At 26.7% G+C, this 24,692-nt stretch carries 18 protein-coding genes and 2 CRISPR repeat arrays; all 18 genes read right to left on the bottom strand.

Features of this window, described 5'->3' with window-relative positions; all coding sequences use genetic code 11:
- Positions 1-20: 20 nt before the first annotated feature.
- On the bottom strand, positions 21-1,715 hold the full coding sequence (locus NGI68_RS14980; protein WP_251862249.1) for a hypothetical protein: 1,695 nt from the start codon (positions 1,713-1,715) through the stop codon (positions 21-23).
- A gap of 45 nt (positions 1,716-1,760) precedes the next feature.
- Positions 1,761-2,135 carry a hypothetical protein gene (locus NGI68_RS14975; protein WP_251862248.1) on the bottom strand — a complete coding sequence of 125 codons (375 nt, stop codon included), beginning with the start codon at positions 2,133-2,135 and terminating at the stop codon, positions 1,761-1,763.
- Between the two features lie 20 nt (positions 2,136-2,155).
- Positions 2,156-2,845 (bottom strand): CRISPR-associated endoribonuclease Cas6, encoded by a 690-nt coding sequence (cas6, locus tag NGI68_RS14970; RefSeq protein ID WP_251862247.1) that lies wholly within the window; start codon positions 2,843-2,845, stop codon positions 2,156-2,158.
- Between the two features lie 644 nt (positions 2,846-3,489).
- Positions 3,490-5,090: direct repeats of the CRISPR family, unit length 30 nt; unit sequence ATTTAAATACATCTCATGTTAATGTTCAAC.
- Positions 5,091-5,356: 266 nt separating this feature from the next.
- Positions 5,357-6,046 carry a Fic family protein gene (locus tag NGI68_RS14965; protein WP_251862246.1) on the bottom strand — a complete coding sequence of 230 codons (690 nt, stop codon included), beginning with the start codon at positions 6,044-6,046 and terminating at the stop codon, positions 5,357-5,359.
- A gap of 108 nt (positions 6,047-6,154) precedes the next feature.
- Positions 6,155-6,976: a CRISPR direct-repeat array (repeat unit 30 nt).
- Between the two features lie 193 nt (positions 6,977-7,169).
- Positions 7,170-7,460 (bottom strand): CRISPR-associated endonuclease Cas2, encoded by a 291-nt coding sequence (gene cas2 / locus NGI68_RS14960; RefSeq protein WP_251862245.1) that lies wholly within the window; start codon positions 7,458-7,460, stop codon positions 7,170-7,172.
- The gene (cas1b, locus tag NGI68_RS14955; RefSeq protein WP_251862244.1) at positions 7,461-8,459 is read right to left on the bottom strand and encodes a type I-B CRISPR-associated endonuclease Cas1b; all 999 of its coding nucleotides are present in this window, start codon (positions 8,457-8,459) and stop codon (positions 7,461-7,463) included.
- A 9-nt stretch (positions 8,460-8,468) separates the two neighbouring features.
- Positions 8,469-8,960: a CRISPR-associated protein Cas4 gene (cas4, locus tag NGI68_RS14950; RefSeq protein WP_251862243.1), complete on the bottom strand. Its 492-nt coding sequence runs from the start codon at positions 8,958-8,960 to the stop codon at positions 8,469-8,471.
- A gap of 9 nt (positions 8,961-8,969) precedes the next feature.
- Positions 8,970-11,639 carry a CRISPR-associated helicase Cas3' gene (gene cas3, locus NGI68_RS14945; RefSeq protein ID WP_251862242.1) on the bottom strand — a complete coding sequence of 890 codons (2,670 nt, stop codon included), beginning with the start codon at positions 11,637-11,639 and terminating at the stop codon, positions 8,970-8,972.
- A gap of 180 nt (positions 11,640-11,819) precedes the next feature.
- Positions 11,820-12,596, bottom strand: coding sequence for a type I-B CRISPR-associated protein Cas5b (cas5b, locus tag NGI68_RS14940; protein WP_251862241.1), 777 nt, complete (start codon positions 12,594-12,596; stop codon positions 11,820-11,822).
- A 3-nt stretch (positions 12,597-12,599) separates the two neighbouring features.
- Positions 12,600-13,589, bottom strand: a complete 990-nt coding sequence (locus NGI68_RS14935; RefSeq protein WP_251862277.1) for a type I CRISPR-associated protein Cas7 — start codon at positions 13,587-13,589, stop codon at positions 12,600-12,602.
- A complete protein-coding gene (gene cas8b, locus NGI68_RS14930; RefSeq protein WP_251862240.1) occupies positions 13,582-15,324 on the bottom strand; it encodes a type I-B CRISPR-associated protein Cas8b/Csh1 in 1,743 nt (580 codons plus the stop codon). Before cas8b ends, NGI68_RS14935 begins: the two co-directional genes overlap by 8 nt.
- Positions 15,325-15,336: 12 nt before the next feature.
- Complete coding sequence (gene cas6 / locus NGI68_RS14925; RefSeq protein WP_353505410.1) at positions 15,337-16,032, bottom strand: CRISPR-associated endoribonuclease Cas6; 696 nt, start codon at positions 16,030-16,032, stop codon at positions 15,337-15,339.
- Between the two features lie 504 nt (positions 16,033-16,536).
- The gene (locus tag NGI68_RS14920; RefSeq protein ID WP_251862238.1) at positions 16,537-18,189 is read right to left on the bottom strand and encodes a P-loop NTPase family protein; all 1,653 of its coding nucleotides are present in this window, start codon (positions 18,187-18,189) and stop codon (positions 16,537-16,539) included.
- Positions 18,190-18,407: 218 nt separating this feature from the next.
- The gene (locus NGI68_RS14915; RefSeq protein WP_251862237.1) at positions 18,408-19,778 is read right to left on the bottom strand and encodes a GntP family permease; all 1,371 of its coding nucleotides are present in this window, start codon (positions 19,776-19,778) and stop codon (positions 18,408-18,410) included.
- A gap of 114 nt (positions 19,779-19,892) precedes the next feature.
- Entirely contained in the window at positions 19,893-21,611 is a 1,719-nt protein-coding gene (gene ilvD, locus NGI68_RS14910) for a dihydroxy-acid dehydratase (RefSeq protein ID WP_251862236.1), read from the bottom strand.
- 102 nt (positions 21,612-21,713) lie between these two features.
- Positions 21,714-22,736 (bottom strand): sugar kinase, encoded by a 1,023-nt coding sequence (locus tag NGI68_RS14905; protein WP_251862235.1) that lies wholly within the window; start codon positions 22,734-22,736, stop codon positions 21,714-21,716.
- Positions 22,737-22,747: 11 nt separating this feature from the next.
- Positions 22,748-23,401 carry a bifunctional 2-keto-4-hydroxyglutarate aldolase/2-keto-3-deoxy-6-phosphogluconate aldolase gene (locus NGI68_RS14900; RefSeq protein WP_251862276.1) on the bottom strand — a complete coding sequence of 218 codons (654 nt, stop codon included), beginning with the start codon at positions 23,399-23,401 and terminating at the stop codon, positions 22,748-22,750.
- Between the two features lie 353 nt (positions 23,402-23,754).
- Positions 23,755-24,516, bottom strand: a complete 762-nt coding sequence (locus NGI68_RS14895; RefSeq protein ID WP_251862234.1) for an IclR family transcriptional regulator — start codon at positions 24,514-24,516, stop codon at positions 23,755-23,757.
- Positions 24,517-24,692: the final 176 nt, after the last annotated feature.

Raw genomic sequence — 24,692 nt, 5'->3', positions numbered from 1 at the left:
AATTTATAAAATAATGCAATTTATAAAAGCATACTATAAATAAATATTATTATAGCTATTAAAACCATTACAATTATAATTATTTTTATTAATCCCTTATGCTTTATTAATTTTCTAAATCCAATTATTGATAAGATAACTGCTACCAAAGGAACATACTGCCATGCAATTAGCCATCTACCATCTTCAATTTGCTTACTGCTAAATATAGTTGAAACGAATGTTAAAACAGAAACACATATCCCTGCAAAAGTAATTACATTTAATAACTTATTAGTTTTCTCATTAGTTTCTAAAGTAATATATCTCTGTATTTCGTCTATTTCTTCATCTAATCTCTTTACTTCTCTTTCTATTCTCATAAGTTCCATAAGCTTATCATATAATTCTATCCCCTCTTCTTGAGCTGTTACCTCTCTAAAATAAATAGTATTAACAAATCTAATATAATACTGTTGAAGTTTTTTTATTTGTTCATATATATTTTTACTTTCAAAACTTGCAGATATTTTAGAAGTTTCATCTGAAAATCTTAAAACGGAAGCTCTTTGAACCAATACAAGTAAAACCATCTCATAATAGATAGTATTCATGTGATTATACAGTACATTTTTAGAAAACCATAATTCATCACAAAGTAAAACAAAAGAATATCTAGATATCCCAAACAAACTGCCATAATTTTTCCATCTGGTATATGTAGATTTTAAAAGTAGCTCTTCTCTCATTTTTTCGTCCTTGCAAGTTGGGCCATCATTATCAACAAACAAAAATTGATACCAAAAATCACTTTTTAAATGTTCATCTTTATTGAAATTAGTTAGTATTCTAGAACAAGTATTGTCATTGTAATAACAAATAACAAACATTCTATCATCTATTATTGGTTTTATAACTATGCTTTCTTTTTTGCTTAACCACCTATATTGGCACTCTAATTCTTTCTCTACAGATATAAATTTTTCTCCTAAAATGTCCATTATAGTATTAGATATCATATTAGGTTTTTCTTTTAGTCTATAATTAAAATCTTCTTCTATAGTATTATTTTGTAACTGTACTGATAGTTTTTTAGCTAAAAACCTATTTTTAACACTATCTAATGGTATATATTGTGGATAAATTCTTCTTCCATAATCATTAATTTTTAATATATCTTCTTTATCTCTATATTCTTTGTTTTCTAAAAAATAAGATAATGTAGCTACTCCTGTATCATAAACCTTTAGCTTTATACTTTCTATTTTTAGTTTATAGATTTTACTAAAACTTACCTTACCTTCATCATCTTTTTTTTCCACATTTATTTCATATATTGAATTTTCATTTACATCGTTTCTATCAAAACACCTAACTATTCTATTAAAAACTTTTTCATTAAACAATCTACCTAAATAATACTTACTATTTTTTATATGAAAACTTACATTGTTATCCTTTTTAATATAATTCTGTTTTCCATATATAGCCTTCCTTACATTGTCATAAAAATACGTATATTCATTATAATCTTTATCATTTTGTACTTCCTCATTTTCTACAATTTTTAATACAGCTTTATCTTCTTTCCAACTTCCTTCTTGCTTCAAACACTCTATAAATTTTTCTACATTTAACCTCTTATCTATACATGCATCTAAGCAGTCTTTATCTTTTACTACATCCCATCTAAAAGGGAATACAAATATATGTGAACTTATTATTTCTTTAGTCATTCTACTTTCCTACTTTCTGTTTATTAATAAGTTAATATATCTGAATTATTTAAAATAATGTAATTCGGTTTCTATAAATTCACAAGTAAGTGTGCTTTGTTTTAATTGATTTTTTAATTCTTTAGCTAATTTAATTACAGTACTTTTCCATTCTTCAATATCGTCTACAAATTCTTTATTTGCCACTCCTGTAAGCACTATGGTTTCTTCACCATTTTCTGGGCATCCCCATTCTTCGTTATATACTGTTTTACTTGGTTTTATTACTGCTGAAACATAAATATTACTCTTTTCAAACTCTTCTCTAGCTATTTTCTGCCACACACCACCTACTAAATCTAAACTTTCATTTTGACTATTATTATGAAAATATCCTTTGTTTACTCCTGTTACAATTTCAAATCTTAAAGTTTTACCCATTTATTTCACCCTCACATTCTCTACTCACAAAACCCCGCTCCCATTGCTGAGTTTTTCTCTCCAAGTCCCACTGCTCTTGCCAAGAAAGCTACTTTTTGAGCTTCTTCATTATCCTCAATTTGTATACTTACTTTATTAGCCAATAATTTTATCCCATTCTTATAGTTATAATGCATTGGTTTTCTATTCTTAAACTCTACACTTTTTATAAAATTACCTTTTATGTCTATATCTCCATTAAAAAAGTCCTTATATTTTTTCTCTAAATTATCTTCTATACGGCTTTTGAATAAATCCACATCTCCATCTATTTGAAGCCATGGTTTATCATCTATAGTTATTATTAATGGTGTTTGGGTATATAATTCTTTGATATGTATTTTTTCTATATATTTTTTAGAAGTTGAAATAACATTAAAATCATCACTTTTTAAATTACATAGGCAGGTATCTATTTTATTTATAAATTCATCACTTAATGATCTAATTCTAAAAATATACAGTCTATCTTTTTTATAAAACTTGTCTCTTTCTATAGGATAGAAACTATTAAATACATAATGTTTGTATTGCCTCTTTGGATGAATTTCCTTTAAATCTTTATCTAAAAGCATACTCTTATTTATGTTTTTCCCTATTATATATCCACAATCTTGAAAATTTATGTGTTTTTTCAACATTACTGTTATAGTTAATTCAATAAACCTCATTTTTATACCTCTTTATTCAAATTTACGTATATTATACCATAAAGTATTTATAATTTAGTATCTATACTATAAATTTTTAATCCTTTTTAATCCTTTTTATATGAGAATATAATATGGGAACAACTTAATATGATTGATAAATTAAGCATAAAATAAAAGCCTTAGATTTACTAAGACTTTAAATATTTATTAATATATATTAATTCTTTATTATCTAGGAAAGTTTCAATCCTTATTTTAATGGATGTAATACTTAAACCCTTGTTTCTCTACAATTGTACTTATTTCAATACTTTAAGCTTATTTTGAGACGAGCTTAAAATCATGTTTTTTGAGTTTAAAAAGATGCATTAGACAATGTTTTTCTGTCCTATTTACATACTGACAAGCTTTTATAACTATAGTAAAATCAATACTTTAAGTTATTTCAACTTGTCTTAGGATAAAAATTCTACATAATTATTATAAATCTTTTTTAAATATATGTAAACTCATTGCTTTACTACAAACACTTAATAAAATCACTTATCTATTTTCCCTAGGAGTAATAAAAAAGTAAGTACTCATTAACAAATCATCACTGTGTATAAGTGATTCACACTAAATTGAAAATTTCAGTTCTCTACTTAAGATTTGGGTTCCCTGCTTAAATACATCTCATGTTAATGTTCAACAACGAAATCAGGATTTAAAATATGCATTTTTATAGGTATTTAAATACATCTCATGTTAATGTTCAACGCTGCAGCATCTGTCCATAAGTTTTCCCCTGTTAGATTTAAATACATCTCATGTTAATGTTCAACATATAACTCTATTTCTTCCATTTAATCCACTCCTATTTAAATACATCTCATGTTAATGTTCAACGAGATATAAGTAAAAATGTGGGGAAGAAAATGATATTTAAATACATCTCATGTTAATGTTCAACCGGATTAACTAATAAAATCACTGTACAGCTAACAAGATTTAAATACATCTCATGTTAATGTTCAACTTTCTATTACTCCTGGCATAGGATATATATTATTTATTTAAATACATCTCATGTTAATGTTCAACGCACATTTTCTAAACATTTCTTCATAGTATTCTCTTATTTAAATACATCTCATGTTAATGTTCAACCTCTCTGTCTTGTTCAGTTAATCCAGCTTCCAACATATTTAAATACATCTCATGTTAATGTTCAACCAGATGAATTTTATCACAGAGAAGATTGTCACCAATTTAAATACATCTCATGTTAATGTTCAACATTAAGAGAGAATAGAGGTTGGCATATGGATGGGTTATTTAAATACATCTCATGTTAATGTTCAACAATTTAAAGGTAGGAGATAAAGTATTTTGGAATGGATTTAAATACATCTCATGTTAATGTTCAACGTGCTATTATTTTGTAAAGGTAAGTTTGATGATTGCATTTAAATACATCTCATGTTAATGTTCAACGCCCACGCAACTCACTTTATTCAAGAGCTAGAGTTATTTAAATACATCTCATGTTAATGTTCAACTTCTTTTGTGGTTTTTTTATGGTTTTTTCTTCTTCATTTAAATACATCTCATGTTAATGTTCAACATGGAAATTTTAATATAATGTCTACTGCTATATTTAATTTAAATACATCTCATGTTAATGTTCAACCCCGCTTGAATAATGTAACAATTGCCTCTACTACCATTTAAATACATCTCATGTTAATGTTCAACATCTTTACTTATATACATATTGGTTTGTAAGACTAATTTAAATACATCTCATGTTAATGTTCAACGTAATAAAACTGTAATACAAAAATAAGGGGGACACAATTTAAATACATCTCATGTTAATGTTCAACTCTTTTTGTTTAAAGCATTCTTCTCTATAAAGAACTATTTAAATACATCTCATGTTAATGTTCAACGACCTAAACCACCAGCTTATAGAATATTTACAAAAGAATTTAAATACATCTCATGTTAATGTTCAACAGAACTATGCAATATGGACGGTTGTACACCTTACATATTTAAATACATCTCATGTTAATGTTCAACTTTTAATGATTGTATGAGTAGAGAAAATAATAATTAATTTAAATACATCTCATGTTAATGTTCAACCAATTTTTTTATTTCTTCATTTGCATCTTTTAGCATTTAAATACATCTCATGTTAATGTTCAACAAAATTATTTCTTAAGGATATAATATAGATAAATCAATTTAAATACATCTCATGTTAATGTTCAACCATAGTAAAATAGCCATTCCTTAAAATAAATAATATCATACAATCATTGATTTTACAAGGTTTGGTAGAAATTTTACCAACCGATTGTGAAATTTTAGAAATTCATTATAAAAACCTACCTTACCCCTTATATTTCAAGGGTTAAGATAGGTTATAGCTTTCAAAACGGTTGGTAAAATATTATGTTAAATATATTAAATTATGTTGTCCTATTGTGCTCCTAATATAATATTTATGTATATCTTACACAATATGATCTAATTTGATTATCGCTCTAAGCATTTATTATATAAAAAGTTACAAATATTATCAGCATCTTTACCATTATAAAATTCAACCATTAAAGTATTAAATTCTAATTTATCTTTTGCTTTTATATTTAAAATTCCTTGGCCATTTGCTAACAGAACACCATTTGCTAATAGTCTCCCTGTTCTTTTGTTTCCATCATAATAAAATTGATTTAAGGCCACAAATAAGAATATCTCAAATGCCAATTCAGTTTTACTATTACACCTATCAATAATTTTAGGCAGCTCATTTGAAAATATATCATCTAGTTCTTCTGCTTTAGGAGGTATATAATCAGTTCCACCTATTCTAACTTCTGAATCTCTAAACTTACCACTAACCAATGCTTCATTTATTGCAACTTTATTATTTATACTATTAAATATTTCTTTATCAAGTTTCAATTCACCTTTATTTATCAATTTAAATAAATATTCCCAACTATTTTTTAGATCATATATTTGTTGCTCATCAGAAACTTTATGACCTCCCACTGTTATTCCGTCCAACAAAGTCTGAACTTCTGGAAACGTGAAAGGATTTCCTTCTAAGCTTCCCATATTAAAAATAAAATCTGGTAATATCTTTTTTGCTATAAACATAAGTTTCTTTATATCTATAGGTGGTACTATATCTGAAAATTCTTTTGTTCTTTTGAATAACATTAATCTTCACTTCCTTTTTCTTTAATTATAACCTTATATTTATTTTAAACAATAAATCTTACTCTCTCTGGGTAAGATATTCACGACAAATTACAAATTTGTGGTTTAATCTTAAATACATATTATGTTAATGGTCAACCTCCAGCACTATCCAAATCTATAAGGCTAGCTAATACATTTAAATACATCCTATGTTAATGTTCAACAGTATAGGTAATAAAATGATTGAGGGGGATAAGTAAATTTAAATACATCCTATGTTAATGTTCAACGTGCATTGCGAAATGGGAAAAAACAAAAACAATTAAATTTAAATACATCCTATGTTAATGTTCAACATATTTATGTGCATTTTATCGGCCTTCTAAAACCAATTTAAATACATCCTATGTTAATGTTCAACCAAAGATGTAAAGCTAATGGAGGCTATCATAAAGCATTTAAATACATCCTATGTTAATGTTCAACACCTGAATTTATTATGTACTAAAAATTGAGGAGGAAATTTAAATACATCCTATGTTAATGTTCAACTTGTAATAAGAAAAAGGAAAACCAATTTCTTTGTTTATTTAAATACATCCTATGTTAATGTTCAACTTTTATTTTTACACCAAAAACACTTTTTCGACATTATTTAAATACATCCTATGTTAATGTTCAACTAGATACAGAAGGAAGAAGAGAAGAATTAGAAAATAATTTAAATACATCCTATGTTAATGTTCAACCAACCGTATGTTGTACCCCGGACAGAACTACCCCAATTTAAATACATCCTATGTTAATGTTCAACGTAAAGAACCCATTAAGAGATGTTTCCACCTTTACTAAATTTAAATACATCCTATGTTAATGTTCAACTCACTTACACCCCTCCTAACCATACATAAGAATCCAATTTAAATACATCCTATGTTAATGTTCAACCATAGTAAAATAGCCATTCCTTAAAATCAATAATACCACATAAGCATTGATTTTACAAGGTTTGGTAGAAATTTTACCAACTGATTGCGAAATTTCAGAAATTCATTATGAAAACCTAGCATAGCCCTTATATTTCAAAGGTTAAGATAGGTTTCCATATCCAAAACGGTTGGGAAAACAAAACTTATTTTCTCTATAATATTAAATCTTCTCCTGTTGTTGTTACTTTATTTCCTAATATTTCTTCTCCATATACACTATTATTCATTAGTTTTATGATACATATAAAATCTTCACATTCATCTATTTCTTTGTTTAGGTCTCTTTTTAATAATATTAAATTGGCCGGAGATATTTCACCTCTAAAAACAGACTTTTGAAAATGTGATAAGTATTTTTTACAAACTTTAAATACTCTATTTACTCTTTTCTCATTAACATCATAAAATACGAAGGCATAATTATAATTAAATTTTTTACCCATCTACATTCTCTCCTTCAAACTAAAAGGTTTAAACTCTTTATTTTCCAATATACATTTAATTAGCTTATAACAATCTAATTTTATAGCATTTGTATACGATACTTTTCTTTTAAGCCTTGTATGTATAAACACACTTTGCAATTTTTCTTCAAAAGCAGTTATAAATATTTTTCTTCCCTCTTCATTTAAAAGACAATAATTTAATTTTTTATCAAAATGCTTAGATACTTGTATTTTTTTATTATTTACTAAATCAAATATTGTTTTAAAAACTATTACTGGCTTAAAAACTTCACTAATATCTAAACTAAGTGAAAATCTTCCTTCTGAAGGTTCATGTAAAAAGCTTATTCTTTGATCTAAATGAGTATTATATATTGCTGTTATTGTTTTTCCATATAAAAGTGTATTACCAAATGAAATAAGAGCATTTATAGGATTATTTGGTGGTCTTTTCACTCTCTTATTCATAATAAAATCTTCTGGTAATATATTTTTAAATTCTCCATAGAATCTATGCCAAACTTCTCCTTCTACTTGCATTATTTGTTTAATATCATTTGCTTCTTCTAAGTTTGTCTCCATATGATTTTTTATCCACTCTAAAGTTGTCTTCACTTCTTTTTTATCATGTTTATAATAATGATACAATACTTCATATATATTTTTTCCAATACCATTTACTATACTTTTAGCAATTATAAGTCTTTTATTATTATAAGCCTCCACTTGTTTAACAAGTAATCTTCCACTGTTATAATTCTTCTTTGGGTAGAAAGTTCCGCTATATCCTTCATAATAATTAAAAAAATGCATTACTATATTGTTTTTAGATAAGAAATCTAGTAATTTGGTATTTATACTTACTTCTGACATACAATAAATTTCTTTAGTATTTTCTACAGGTATATAAACATTCTTATTATTTTTTCTAAAGCATAACGAGTTATCTTTTCTTTTTAATTCTCCCATTGATGTTATATATCTAGTGCTCCCCATAATATCCTCCTATATATAGCAATATTCATAATATGCACATTTTTTGCATTTAGGTTCATTTATAACCTTTGGTAGATATTCTTCTAATAATAAAATTTCAATATCACTTACTATTTTCTTAAGTTCTTTTAGATTTTTTTCATCAAGTTCAATAATGGCTGTTGTCTTTTTTTTATTTTTTTCTATAAATTGAAGTTTACCTTTTCTTTCAATCCCTTTATCTTTCAAAATCTTTAAATATAACAATACTTGCCACTTAGCAGCTTCTACATCTGAATCTGATTTTTTTATCTCTGTTAAATAATCTTTTGTAAGCTTGTCTATTTTTATGTTTTCAATACTTATCTCTGATTGTTTATTCTTCTCACTTTTAACCTCATGAATAGCTTTTCCTATTTTTACATCTTTACTATTATCCTCTAAGTTAATTCTATTTCCATGTAACCAGCATTGCCTTTTACAGTGAAAATAATAATTTATTAATGTGCCGTTAACTTTCATAAGCCCTCCTTATATAATAAGATCTCTTATTCCATCATTAAACTTTTTTCTATCAAATTTCCCATGTTCAAAATATTTTTCTCCCTCTTCTATATAATAAATGTCACCTATTCTATCTTCATATGTAAAATCATCTTTTTTAACCTGATATATAAAATAATTTAATTTAGATGTTACTTCAGATAATTTTACTTTCTTTTCTGCATAGTCTAATTTATTATCTTTTAAAAGGGTTATATATTCATTCCAGACTTTATCTCCATATAAAAATTCACCATCTTCAGTCTGTATTTCTCTGCTTAAAAATACACTATTTTTATAAAGTTCATCTATTAGCTTCATTCTCTCTTCAATTGCTATAAAGTCTAGTTTTTGAACTTTATCAAGTATAAAATTTTCAAAACTTGACTCAGTCTGTTCTTTTGCTTTTTTATTAAGCTCTTTAATTACATAGTCATAAAATGTTTCAAAGTCTTTATTTATAAGTATTTCTCTTGTTTTATGGCAAGTTAAATTTATATTTTTATCTTTTCTAATGTCATTTATATATATTTTTGATGCTGAATCTAAATCAAAAAAATAAACTTTACATCCTGGTTTTTTACAAGAACGATTAATTCTTCCTAAAAACTGTTCTTCTGAATCTAACATAGATATATCCTTATATCCTATATCCATATCTATATCTACTCCTGCTTCTATAACTTGAGTTGCAACTAATATTATATTTTTATTATATTGTTTAGTGTTTATATTTTTTTCATCTTCAAAAGCCTTTATTTTTTTTATTATTTTATTTCTATCTGCTCTGTTATCATCACCAGTCATAAGTTCTAAATCACTATTTAAAGGTTCCTCTAAAAATTCATTATAGTTTTTTAATCTCTTATAAAACTCCGTAGCTGTTTCTTTTTTTATAAATTCAATCAAAATATTTTTATTTGTTTTAGATTTTTCTATAACATGGTTAAATAGGCTATCTTCTGTATCCTCATCACTACTATCTAGTAATGAAAAATCAACCTGTACTCTATTTTTAAATATAGGATTTTCAAAATATTTCTTTCTATTTTTTATTAGTCTTACAGTTTCTATTTCTCCATCTATAAGGTTATCTAAATTTGGAAGTGTAGCTGACATTATTATAATTTTTATATTTAAAAGTTTTGAATACTGCTTTAAAAATGTTATTATCTCTTTCCATATTCTATTTTTATAACTTTGTATTTCATCTAAAACTATTATGCTATTGGCTATTTGACATAGTGGAAATAAATTATCTTTTGAAGTTCCAAACAAATAATTAAATATACTGATATGAGTAGTCAAAACTATAGGATAATGTAAAAATTGCCTATCTAACAAAGCTCTTTCATAATCTTTATTTAAGACATCACTTTCTTCATTTCTATCTATATTTTCTATAATACGTTCTTTTCTAGGTTTAGTTTTTATAGGAACTATAGAGTTAATTACAGAGATATCCTTCATTAAGTCATCTTTTTCAAGAGTTTTTTCTAAAGTTTTTATGTTTTGTTCTACCAAGGTGTTAAAAGGATATACATAAAATATCTTATTAATACTTTTAAATTTTTCTACCATTTTAAAACTTAAATTAAAAGCAACATTACTTTTTCCGCTTCCTGTAGGTGCTTCAAGATAGAAAATACTCTTATCTATATTTTCAACCATAACTTTTTCTGCATCTAAAAATAACTCGTTTCTAAGAATATTAATATCCTTCACATTAGTGAAATTTTCTTTTTTACCATAGGTGTGCTTTTCATATTCTCTTATACCTTTATAAATATATGTATCTTTAAAACTCTTATAAAATTTTTCTATATCTTTTATTTCTCCAAAATCATCTACTTTCTTTCCGCTCATAAATTCTGAAGTAGAATAGTAATCACAAGAAAGTAGCAGTGAACTTATAAATTTTTCGTATACATATAAGTTTATAGCAAAATCTTTTTCTTTATTTATTTTATCTTCTAAAATTTTATTTAGGTTGTTAAATATTAGCTGTATCTTTGTTTTACTAGTTTTGTTTTCTTTATTTATTAGTATTTTTTCTTTATAGGTATTATTAAATAACGATAAGTCACTTGTATATAATCTTTTTCCTTCTTCATCATCTTCTAATAATTTCTTTTTGAATTCATGAAAACTATCTAATCTTCCATGATGTTTTGATATTATATAGCTATTAAGAAGCATAAAAACCATTAATAGCTTTCTATTTTTTGAATCTTTTAGATTGCCTATTTTAATGAAAAAATGATTTATATATATGATTGAAGATAACATAGAATGATTTGAATTATTGGAATTAATACACTTTATTTGTTCTTGATTTTTAAAAAACTGATTTTCCATCTTTTTATATTGGAAATTGCAATTTATCTTTCCTAAATCATGCATATATATTGTATTTAAAATCATTTCTCTATAAAAATTTTTTTCTTCATTATTAAGCTCATTTACCAAACTATTTTCAATATTTAAAAATACATTATCTAAAGATTTATATTCACAAATTTTATATAGATATTCAAATGATAAATCTAAATGCTCTTTTAAAGTTTCTTTTTTATGGTCTTTAATATGAGCATAGATTTTATTGCTATCTTTTATTAATTCTTCTAAATTTAACTTTTCTACATGTTTAAAATACATATTTCCCTCCCAATTTAATATATTAGACATATACATTTGATTATTTGGTTATATTGAAATCTATTATTTTCAAATTCCACTTTCTTATATAAATCTCAAATATTCTTACATTTATCTCAAAACAAATGGAGGGTCTCCCCTCCAAACTGATACACATTGAATTGCTTATTTTCATATGTCTTAAAAGAAAAATATGTTTTTATTATGGCATTTATATATTTTATAATCCTTTAACAAACTCAATTTTGAATTAGTATATAAAAAAGTTTCCAAATTGTATTTATTAGTTTTCTTCTCTAAAGAGATCGGTAGCATTTCTTCATATTTAAATGGAGTTATTTTTTCCTTTAAAACATCTTCATGGTCAAATAAATCATCTTCACAGTCATCATTCTCTTCTTTTACAGCAGAGAATAAATCCTTTATAAATAAACTATGTATTTCATCAATGCTATCTAGCTTTTGTATATCTTCAATAACTTCCACATCATAAATATTTGCCATATGATCATTTTTTCCTAAGTATGGAATATATTTAAATTTTGATTTTATTAATCTTTCTTTTAAATCTTTTGGCACATTTTCATCAATAAGAATATAAATATCCCACTTAGGATTTTCAAGCCACTGTTCTTTTACTATAAGGTTTCCTCCTAGCTCTTTTGATGCATATCCTACAGAGTTATTAAATGTCTGAATTTTTTTAGATATGTATCCTTTATCATTTCTAGGGACTATTCCTATATTAGTATCTTTAAGTTTTTCATAAAACTCAGGATAAACTTGATTTTTATCTAAACTTTGACTATTGTATCCAGCCAACCCACAAATGGCACCTAAAATTCCAAGTAATGCTATTTTGTGAATATTTCCATAGGAAAAATAATAAAATGTATTAACATCGGGCTTTTTAAAAAAGGCTGTTTTTCCGCTTAAAGTGAATTTTAAAGCATCCATTTTCTATACCTCTTTTTTATTATGTTTTTTGCTATCATCCATAACTTCTTTTTTAGTAAAAATATTAAATTTATTAACTTTTCCTATTTCATCCAATTGTATATCGGTAGTATAGGGATTATAGTATATTTCTATATTCTCTATTTCATCTTGAAAACTATTTAAAAGATCCATGCAGTTTAATTTTATTTTATTTTTATCTTCACCTTTTTCAAATTCTACATATTGAGATAAATCTGGAAGATACAAATTAGATTTTGTTTCTACAAATAAGGCAAATTCATTTTCACATCCTATCTTTGAGTTAGTACTAAAAGACGTAGCTGCTACCATAGATGCTTCTTTAAATTTTTTATAGTCTTCTTCTGTATATCCTTCTGTCACTCCTATTTCTTGAAATTGGTCATAAGCTGATGGATTTATTACAAAAGGATAAAAATAATGAGCTTCATCACTTACTATTTTGGTTCCTAAAGTAGATGATTTTGCTTCTTCATCTTTATTATTTTTATCTTTTTGTTTAGGATCTCTAAAAGGTGATAAAATTTGTTGTTCTTCTGCATTAGTATCTTCGTATTTATTAAAGCCTTGTCCTATTTGTACAGCTCCTGTTATTGATATGTTATTTCCTTCTTCTGCAAAAGTTGCTCCAAAGTTTTTAACATCAACTGCTAAAAATAAATTTTTTAATACTTCTTCACTATCTTTATTATCTTTTAAATTTTCTATACCAAAGATATATTCATATCTTTCTTTTAAAGATCTTGGTAAAAGTTCTGTTTCTTTCTTTTTATTTTCTTGAAGCTTTATAGACTTAATGTATAGAACCTTTTCTCCGTTATTTTCCCACATCTTTTTCATTGGATATTTAAAAGCTTTATCACTTCCGAAGACATCACCAGAAGAGGTGGTTTTTGGATACCCTGTAAAATCTGCATTCCAGTTGCTCATTCTTGAAGCTACACCTAAAATACCATATACCCTTTTATTCATCTTCTTCATTTTTATTTTCCTCCTTATCTGATTTTTCGTAAATTAAATTACTATGAAGATATCCTGCTATAATTAAATCTTCATTAACTTTTTCCTGTGGAATATAGGATGAAACCATTGCAAATAAATTTTTAAACCTTTTATTACTTGTCTTTATTGTATAATTATATTTTTTATATAGTTTTCTTAGTTCATCTTTTACTCTTTCATCTTTTTTCCCATTTATAATTGGATTAGCTAAAGAATGAACTTTATTTTTGCCCCTATTTAATGAAATAAAATAACTTGTTAATTGACCTACTGCAAAATAATATTCTCTATCAGATTTTATAATATCTGTATCATCTTTATTTATTTTTTTTCTTAAAGAATTTTTAATTTCTGATAAAATATCTGCCATGTTATCCCCTCCTTCAAAATAATTTTTAAGTGAAGCTCTCAAGTTAAATTCATCGCTAGCCTTCATTAGATATCCATTGTTTATTGATCCTTTTATCAAATCTAAACTACTGGATTTTAAAACTTTCCATACATTATTATTAATACCTTTATAAAACCAAGTAAATAAAGCATTTCTTGAAAGAAGCAAATTTCTCTTTAATGTATTATCATTTATATTTAAATCTTTTGCTTCTGTGAAATAATTACTAGTCAAAAACTTACTAAAAAACACTTCATTTATTAAGATTTTTAAGGTTTTTCTTTTTTTTATTTCACCATAATTTGTTATTTTGCTTTTCTCAAATTCTAATACGTTGTCTAATTTAAAGGGGCTTATATCTGGTCTATAAGAAACTATATTATCAAAATCATGAATTTCAAGCTCTTTACCTTTTTTTATTCTTAAATAATACCCTTCAAAATCCTCCTCTGGCATTTCATCATTACCCATAGTCTGAATTATTTCTTCATTTATATATATATTTGTTTTTCCTTTGGATACTTGGTTCATTAAATAATCGAAAAATTGTTTTTGAATTAAAACTTCTTCTTTAGTTAAAAGATAAGGTAATTTTGATTTTCTACTTTTGTTTTCTAGATAAGGCTTTTTAGAGTTTAATCCCATATTATCATTAGACAATCCATATATTTCACCATCTATGGTTGTGTTATAATCATTGCTATTATAAAGATTTGTAAGTATATATTTTTCACTTTCTTTTTTATATTTATCATCATCATATTTAAAAAATATCTTTAAATATGTTTTTTCCTTATTGTTTTTTTCTACTAAATCATATATATTATTTTTTATCCATAATTTTATTTCATCTATAAGCCTTTCCTCAGATTTACCACACTTTTCTTCTACTTCTTCATAAAGCTTTTTAGCTTTAGGTTTTGTATATTTTATTAAAGGATCTTTTAGTATTTCATAGTATTTATCTATAATTTCATCTTTTAATTTTCCATTATTAATATTTTCCTTTTTAATAAAAAAAGTTAAATAGTTATTACTATGTATAACCTTTTTAGGATCTATAGGCTTATTCATATCTAATAATCTACTCATATAATCTGCTTTTCTTATAAAAGGATAGTATTTATTAGTATCATCTATTTGCTTAGTTTTGTTATCCCTTTTTATATCAACTCTATCTAATATATTAAAACTATTTTCAAAGGTATCAACTATTATACACTCCCCTTCCGCTGGAATATGAGAATGAATTAAATAATTTTCTCCTTTTTGCTCAAGCTGTTTTTTAAAGGTTCTCATAACATCTTTTAACATATACTCACCTCCTTAAAGCCATTTATAATTTACAAATCCATAACCTCTAGCATTCATTTCTCCTATAGATGTTCCTATGGCTAAGTATGCTAATTTTTGAGCACTTTCGTTTTCGTCAATAGCTAATGTCAGTTTATCACCTAAAATACTTATATTTTTATATTTAGAAGCTATAGGCTTTTGATTTTCAATATTCATAAATCTAAATAATGTGAAATTCTCATCTATCTTAGTGTTATAATAATCATTGAATTTCTTTATTAAGTTATCTTTTATACGTTTTTCAAACTGTTCTAAGGATAAGTTATGTTTCCAGTATCCTTTCTCAGTTTTTATAACCACTGGGGTTATAGAATATATTTTTTCTATGTATCTTTTAGGTATAGTGGTACATTCTATAGTTAAAGCTTTTATATAATCTGTATATTCATTTACAAGATTCTTTTTAAAATAATCCGATAAAGCTTCGTTTATTGTACGTATTTTTATAGAATATATTTTTCCTTCTTTATAAATTTTTGATTTTTCTATAGGATATAATGAATTAAATGTGTAAAACTTGTTGCTATTCTTTTCATGAAAGTTTAATAAATCTTTATCCTTTGATAAACTCTTATCTATTAACTTACTTATTTTTTCTAAAGTTTTTTCATAGCTAATGTTTTTCATCAAAAATACTTTTAGTGTTAATTCGTATAATTTCACCATTTCACCTCCTCTTTATAGCTATTATTATATAAATTTTACCATAATAATATATATTTTTCTATTATTATATTGGTCTTAATACAATTAAAAATAAATAAAAAATAGGTAAATTTAAAATTCAATAACGAATTTTAAATTTACCTATTTGACTTATGTCTTATGTTAATGTTAAACAATACTTTGTTAAATGTTCTAAAATTACAAGTTATATTTAAATACATCCTATGTTAATGTTCAACGCATATGCACATTAGAAAAGAATATGCAGAAATAATATTTAAATACATCCTATGTTAATGTTCAACCCATAGTAAAATAGCCATTCCTTAAAATCAATATTACCACATAAGCATTGATTTTACAAGGTTTGGTAGAAATTTTACCAACCGATTGTGAAATTTCAGAAATTCATTATGAAAACCTAGCATAGTCCTTATATTTCAAGGGTTACCCTAGGTTTCAAAATTAAAAACGGTTGGGAAAATATCTTGTTAATTATTCATTTTAACAATAAACTTCTATTATTTTTTTATTGGTCTTTTCTATATTAATTTTCTTTTCTTCTGTCTTACCTACTAGGTTTTTAGCTTTTCTCAAGTCAAATATTAAAAGGTAACCTTCATCTAATGCAAACTGATGTAAATATTCACCTAACTGCATTAGTCCTTTTTTATGATATTCTTCCCCTCTCCATATTTTAAGTTCTAGAATATACATTTTTTTATTATAGGTTATTACTATATCAAATCTTTTTTCTTCTCCGCCTTTTACTTCTTTAAATGCAAATCCATTACCATTTATAATAGGGGCTAAAAATGCTAAGAATACTAATCTTCCATCTTCCTCTAAAAAAGCCTCTCTTTTTTGTGAGTACTCGTGCTTCATAAATTCTTGAAACTTTAATAGTACCTTTTTAATATCCAAATCTCCATTTTCATTTATAAAAATTTCTCTAGAATTATAGTTAGAAAAATTAGTACTTGTCTGAATCTTTGATATTCTATAATTGTATATAAGCTGCTCATATACTCTGTTATTTATTTTTAAATTACCCTTATCATTTTTAAATATTCCATATAAATATCCTAGATTTATCTCTGGATTATGAATATTGAAATTCAATTTTACCCCTTTTATTAAAATATTATCTACTAATCTGCCTAATTCAATGTTATTTTCTATGTTCTTAATTAAACTATCAAAATTAGTATTGCTCTCCTCTAAAAGTTCTTTTACCGCTAACTCTAAATATTCTTTTTCCCATTTTAATTTATTTATGTCCATTATTTTTTCATCTATTATTTTACAAAGCTTACTTACTAGGAAAGGATATCCTGAAGTATAAAAATAAAGCCTTTGTGAGTAGTATTCTTTATCTAAATCCACTGATTTATTTTCCACATAATCATCTAACATAGTTTTTATTTCTTCTACTGAGAAGCTCATGTCTACATCAAAATCTGAAGCTATATTCCATGGACTGTTATACTTATGTTCTTCATTTGATCTTATTTTTAATTTTTTTGTGAGGAAACTCCTGCTCATTTCTTCCCATGAGTAAGCGATCATGTCAAAATCAGAGATTTTGGATGCCTGCTTAATATCATGAACTCCTGCTAAAATTACACTATGAAAAGTATAGTCTTCTCCTTCATTCCTAAGTAAATATTTATTTCTAAGCATACCTAAAAAACTTAAGAACAATTGATTATTGCTGCTTTTATCCACTTCATCTATCATCAAAACTATTTTTTTATTAGCTCTAATAATAAACTTAGTTATAACTCCAGATAAATCAATAAAATTTTCTACACTTTGCTTTTGCTGTTTTAAATATTGAGACAATTCTTCATTATTTATTAAAAGAGCATTAGAAATTATCTGGAGAAATTCCTTTGAAAATATTTTTTCATCTTCAAATATTAAATCTCCAACACCCTCAAAGCTTATTTTTATGGGAAGATATTCACTACTATTTTTTAAATATCTATTTATTAAATATAAGGTGGTTGTCTTCCCGTACTGTCTTGGTCTATTTATAATAAAATATTCTTCATTATTTACTAATTCTAGTATACTATCTATCTTATTAGATATATGTACCATATAGTGTTTTTCTGGTATACAAGTTCCAGTTACATTAAATCTTTTTTTCATATAACTTTCATACTCCTCATACTATTATATTACCATAGAACAAGGCATTTAAACATATAAAGAAAGATATACTAATGAAAATAAAAACTCTATATTTATAATGGTTTTTAAACCTAACTTAATCATATAAAATACTTGATTAAACTAGGTTCAAAACTAATATATAAATATTATTTTTTAATAAACTTAAAGGAAAATTAGATTAAAATTTAACTTATTTACACTAAACCTGGCAATATTCCTTGAAACAAGGATAAAACAAATACTGCTACAAGTATTGCTAAACCTGCTATAAATCCTCCTACTGTCCATGCTCTAATGGTATCACTGACAGAAATTTTGAAAAATCTACTGATTGCCCAAAATCCTGAATCATTTGGAAGTGATAGGCCAATTCCCCCTGCACAAATAGCAATTCCACATAATACTGGTGAAATTTTTGAAGATGCTATGGTTGAACCAAGTATAGATGCTGTAGTTAAAAGAGCAACCGTTGTAGAACCTTGAGCACATCTAATTATTTGGGAAATAATAAAACAAAGTAATAAGATTGGAATTGCAAATCCTGATAAAGTTTTTGCAATATAGTCTGCGATTCCTGTGGATTGAAGTACATTTCCATAGGCACCACCAGCTCCTGTTATTAATAGGATTAGTCCAACCTGATCAGCAGCTTCGGTCATAATATCTGAAACACTACTTTTTATATATGGCATAGAAACAATAGCTGAATAAATAACACCAATAAGCATGGCTACATTTTTATCACCAATAAACTTAAGCAAAGAAGTTACTACACTATCTTTACTAAGAATCATTGAACCAAAGCTTCCTACTAAAATGAGTAGAATAGGTACAAGAAGCATGGATAACGATTTCATAAAACTTGGTTTTTCCTCATCCTCCTCTTTTGTTGATGCTAGTTTTTCTAATGTGGCATCTTCGCAACAATATGCATGATTATTTTTATGATCAACTTTATTAACATATTTTGCATATATAATTCCACCAGCAATAGTACCTACAAAAGCACAAATTAAAGCATATATAAAAAATATACCTACATCTATTTTTAACACTTCTGCCACTGCAAGTGGTGCTGGGGTTGGAATAACTAAGGCATATGTACATGTGGTTGCAACAGAAAGAGCACCAGCATATGCTACCATAGAAACTCCTGTCTTTTTTGAAAGAACTCTCAGCATTGGAGCAAACATAATATAAACTACATCACCAAATACAGGAATGCCTGTAAGAAAACCAGATAAAGCAATGGCTTCAGGTGTATTATTCTTTCCAAACTTTTTAAGAATAGTATTAGCCATTACTTCTATACCACCGGACTTAAACATAAAAGTACCAAGCATAACACCAAGACCTGTTACAATTCCTATCCCTGCCAAAGTATTTCCGAACCCTTTGGAAACGTTGTCACCAATATCCTGAACAGGCATTTTTACTAATACTGCTGTAATTATAGAAGTAAGTAATAATGATACAAATGCATTTAATTTAAATTTTATAATAGTTACCAATAAAACCACTACTGAAAGCAAAAATACTCCAATTAATAACGGTCCTGTTAACATAAAAATCCCTCCCATAAAGTTAATATAAAATTACGTTTAATGAATTTAATATGCCTTAAAAATTAAAAGTGAATTTGTTATGATGTTCAGTAGTTTAGAGGGATATATGGAGTATTATTCCATATATCCACCTTTCATTGGTGATACTGCAAGTTTTGTGTAAACTCCTAAAGCACCCTTAGTGTATTTTGGTGCTGGTTTTACCCATTTTGACTTTCTTTCTTTTAATATTTCTTCTATTTCCTTTTCTGTTTTTTCTTTTCCATTGACTCCCACTATTTGGAGTAATCTTTCTGGTATATTTATTTTTATAAGATCTCCATCTTCAACTAATGCTATAGGTCCTCCCTCACTAGCTTCTGGAGATACATGCCCTATTGCTGGTCCTCTTGTAGCTCCTGAATATCTTCCATCTGTTATAAGTGCTATAGATTCAACTAATTCTGGATCTGAAGCTATTGCTTCTGTAGTATAGAACATTTCTGGCATACCAGATCCCTTTGGTCCTTCATATCTTATAAATACTGCATCTTTTGGCTTAACTTTTTTTGTAAGAACATCCCTTAATGCATCTTCTTCACAATTATAAGTTTTAGCTTTTAATACAACATTCATTAATTTTTTAGATACGGCTGAATGTTTCACTACTGCCCCTTCTGGAGCCAAATTTCCTTTTAATATAGCAATTGCACCTTGGACTTGAATTGGGTTGTCCTTAGATCTTACTATATCTTCTTTTTTCACTTCTAAAGCTTTAAGATATTTATTACAAGTTTCATAATATCCAGTTCTCTTTAAGTCTTCTAAGTTTTCTTTTAAAGTTTTTCCTGTAATAGTTATAACATCTAAATGTAAAAATTCTTTGATTTCCTCCATTATAGCTGGTACCCCACCTGCATACCAAAAATAAGCTCCTGGATAAAATCCACTTGGTCTAATATTTAATATATAAGGAATCTTCCTATGTATTTCATCAAACAAATCTGGTTCTATTTCTATTCCAAGTTCATGTGCAATTGCTGGTATATGAAGTAAACTATTACTTGATCCAGCTATAGCAGCATGTACCATTATTGCATTTTCAAAAGCTTTTTTCGTCATAATATCTGAAGGTTTTATTGCCATTTCCACTAACTTAACAGCATGCTCTCCTGCTTTTTTAGCTGCTATTTTAATATTTTCTGATGTAGCAGGCATAAGGGCTGTTCCTGGAAGTGCAACTCCTAAAGCTTCTGCCATAACTTGCATTGTAGATGCTGTTCCCATAAAAGAACATGCTCCACAACTTGGGCAAGCATTATGTTTTAATGTGGTAAACTCTTTTTCTGATATTTCTCCTCTTTCATACTGTGCGCTATATGCTCCTATTTGTTCTAAAGTTAGCATATTAGGTCCTGCATTCATTATTCCTCCTGGTACTACTACAGCTGGCATGTTGAGTCTAGCTAAAGCCATAAGATGTGCTGGCATTGACTTATCACAGCTTGTTATAAATACCCCTGCATCATATGGGCTTGCCTCTACATGTGTTTCTATCATATTAGCCATAAATTCTCTTGAAGCTAAAGAATAGTTCATTCCATCGTGTCCTTGTGCTTGCCCATCACAAATATCAGTTACGAAAAATTTAGCTGGTTTACCTCCCTTATTATTTATACCAATACAAGCTTCTTCAACTAATATATCTAAATGAGCACTTCCTGGATGGCTGTGTCCAAAACTACTTTCTACTATTATTTGTGGTTTTGAAAGGTCTTCTACTTTCCAACCTGAACCTATCCTTAAAGAATCCATTTCTGGTGCTTTTAATCTTATTTCTTGACTTTTTAGCATTTTAACTCATCCTCTCTAAATACTTGTATGATGTATATTTATTACATTGTTTCATAAACTTAATATTTAATTCCCCTACAGCTATAAAGTTTATGATGTTTTTTATCTTTCAACACTTCCTGATATGTTTCCGTTTACAATAGCCCTAACCTCGTCCACTGTTACTAAATTAGTATCTCCTAAAATAGTATGTTTTAATGCAGAAGAAGCTACTCCAAATTCAAGAGCATCTCTATAGTCTTTTCCCGTAACTAGTCCATATATTAATCCTGCTGCAAAGGCATCTCCTGCCCCTACTCTATCTTCTATATTAAAATCATATCTTTTAGATTGATATATTTCTTTTCCATTATAAATGATGGCAGATAAAGCATTGTGAGAAGCTGAAAAATTTTCTCTCATAGTAGTTACTACATACTTTATATTAAATTTTTCTATCATCTTACCAAAAACTTCTTCTAATCTTTTAATATTAATTCCTTCTTTTGCAAAATCGGCTACGTGATATTCATTATTATTTGATTCTAAACTACTAAGCCATCCAAAACATACATCTACATCCTGTAACAACCCTGACATGACCCTTTCGAATTCTTCTATTCCCCAAAGTTGTTTTCTATAGTTTAGATCCAAACTTATTTTAACGCCATTTTGTTTTGCAACTTCTACAGCTTTCTTTGCAATTTTTATTCCTTTTTCTCCTATGGCAGGGGTTATTCCTGAAAAATGAAACCAATCTGCTCCTTTAAATATTGTATCAAAATCAAAATCATCTAAATCTGCTGTGCACATTGAAGAATTCGCTCTGTCATATACAACTTTAGATGGTCTTATAGACATTCCTTTTTCAACAAAATATATACCTAATCGTTCTCCACCTCTAGCTATATAGTCAGTTTTAACTCCAAATTTTCTTAAATTATTTAATGCGCTTTCACCTATTGGATTATAAGGAATCTTGCTCACAAAATATGGGTCCAATCCAAAATTGGCTAAAGATATAGCTACATTAGCTTCTGCTCCTCCATAAACTGCATCCAAAGATTGGGCTTGAATAAATCTTTTATTACTTGGTGTTGATAATCTAAGTAATACTTCTCCCATGGTTACAACTTTCTTACTCATATTATTTCCTCCTAAGCTAAGCTTTCTCTTGCCATTTTAACTTTATTCACAAACTCTCTTGATAAACGAGTAACCTCTTTATAGTTCCCTTTTTTAGCTTGTTCCATTAGTTTCCCACCAACACCTACAGCAACACATCCATTTTTAATCCATTGGTCTACATTATTTATATCAATTCCACCTGTAGGCATTATATTCGCTTGTGGAAGTGGTACTTTTATTGCTTTAACTATACTTGGACCATATGCACTGCCTGGAAATAATTTTATTACATCTGTTCCAGCTTCTAGGGCTTTTATTATCTCAGTTATGGTCATACAACCTGCCATATAAGGGATCTGATATCTGTTACAAAGTTTTGCAGTTTCTAAATCAAAGCCTGGACTAACTATATATTGTGCTCCAGCAAGTATAGCTATCCTAGCTGTTTCACTATCTAATACTGTTCCTGCTCCCACTATAAGTTCTTCTTTTTTAAACTTTTCTTTTAAAGATGTGATTACCTTATCTGCATTAGGAACTGTAAAAGTTATCTCTATAGAAGGTATTCCTCCTTCTATACATGCTTTTGATATTTCTTGTGCCATATCAGCATTATCTGCTCTAACAACTGCAACTACGCCTACATTTATAATTCTTTTTAAAGTATTTAATTTTTCTATCACCATCATTCCTCCTCCTATATATCCTACGGTTTATTCCATTATACAAAATTTAGTTTCACGTATCAAAACATATATTTTTTATATTTTAGGATTATTAACTTTTAGCCTTAGATATATTTGATATTCTTTAAAATTCTTATTATTGCATATTTTTCCAAAATAAAAGAAACTAAGCTACATTATCCTCTATAGCCAAGTTCCTTAAATTTATTTATTATTTTTTAAAATTCTTATTATTATATTTTCTCAAAATAAAAAGAAACAAGGCTACATTATCCTCTATAGCCAAGTTCCTTAGATTTTTTTATTCTTGTTATTAAATATTTTTCAAAACAAAAAGAAACAAAGGTACATTATCCTCTGTAGCCAAGTTCCTTAGATATTTTATGTGTATATTCAATTATAAGTTTTGAAAAGTCTTCTAATTTTTCTTCAGTAAAAGTAATTATAGACCCTGAAATACTTATAGCTCCACATACTTCACCTTTATAATTAAAAATTGAAGCCCCTACACATCTCACTCCAACTTCGTTTTCTTGTTCATCCACTGCATATCCATTTTTTCGTACTTTATTTAAATATTTTTTAAATTCATTAAAATCCGTTATAGTATATTCCGTAAGCTTTTGCACATTACTTTTATTCCATATTTCCTCTATTTTATCATCTTCCATATAAGATAAAATAGATTTACCTACAGCAGTACAATAAAGAGGTCTTCTATCCCCTATTGTAGAATGTGTTCTTATTGTATTTTGTGATTCTTCTTTTTCAACATAAATAATTTCCGTATCTTCCGTTACAACTAAATGTGCCACTTCATTAGTTTTTTCTACTAATTCCTTTAAATATGGTCTTGCTACTGTGACTAAATCCATTTTTTGTATTTTTTTATTTCCAAGTTGAAACAACTTTAAGGTAAGTTTATACTTATTTGCTTTATATTCTTGCTTAACATATCCCTTATATATCAATGTGGCCAATAATCTATGTACAGTGCTTTTATGTAAATTTACCTTTTCACTTATTTCAGTAATGCCAAGTCCATCTTCATAGTCAGATAACACTTCCAATATAGAAAGGGATCTATCTACGGATTGTACTACTTCCTGCATTGCTTTTCCTCCTCTATATTTTGTATTTCAATTAATTATATCATAATTTTTTATACTTGATTTAGCAAATTACATATTTACTATTGAAATGCAACTGTAGGTTGCTTTTAGAAACAGTGAGTTGGTTTGGATTTTTATTTTCAAATGGTACAATTAAAACATAAAGCCGAAGGGAG

The sequence above is a fragment of the Clostridium sp. Marseille-Q2269 genome (genome assembly GCF_943736985.1).
In the GTDB taxonomy this organism is placed as follows: Bacteria; Bacillota; Clostridia; order Clostridiales; family Clostridiaceae; genus Clostridium_F.
Note: the sequence above shows the minus strand (reverse complement) of the source record. Positions and strands in the feature narration are given on the sequence as shown.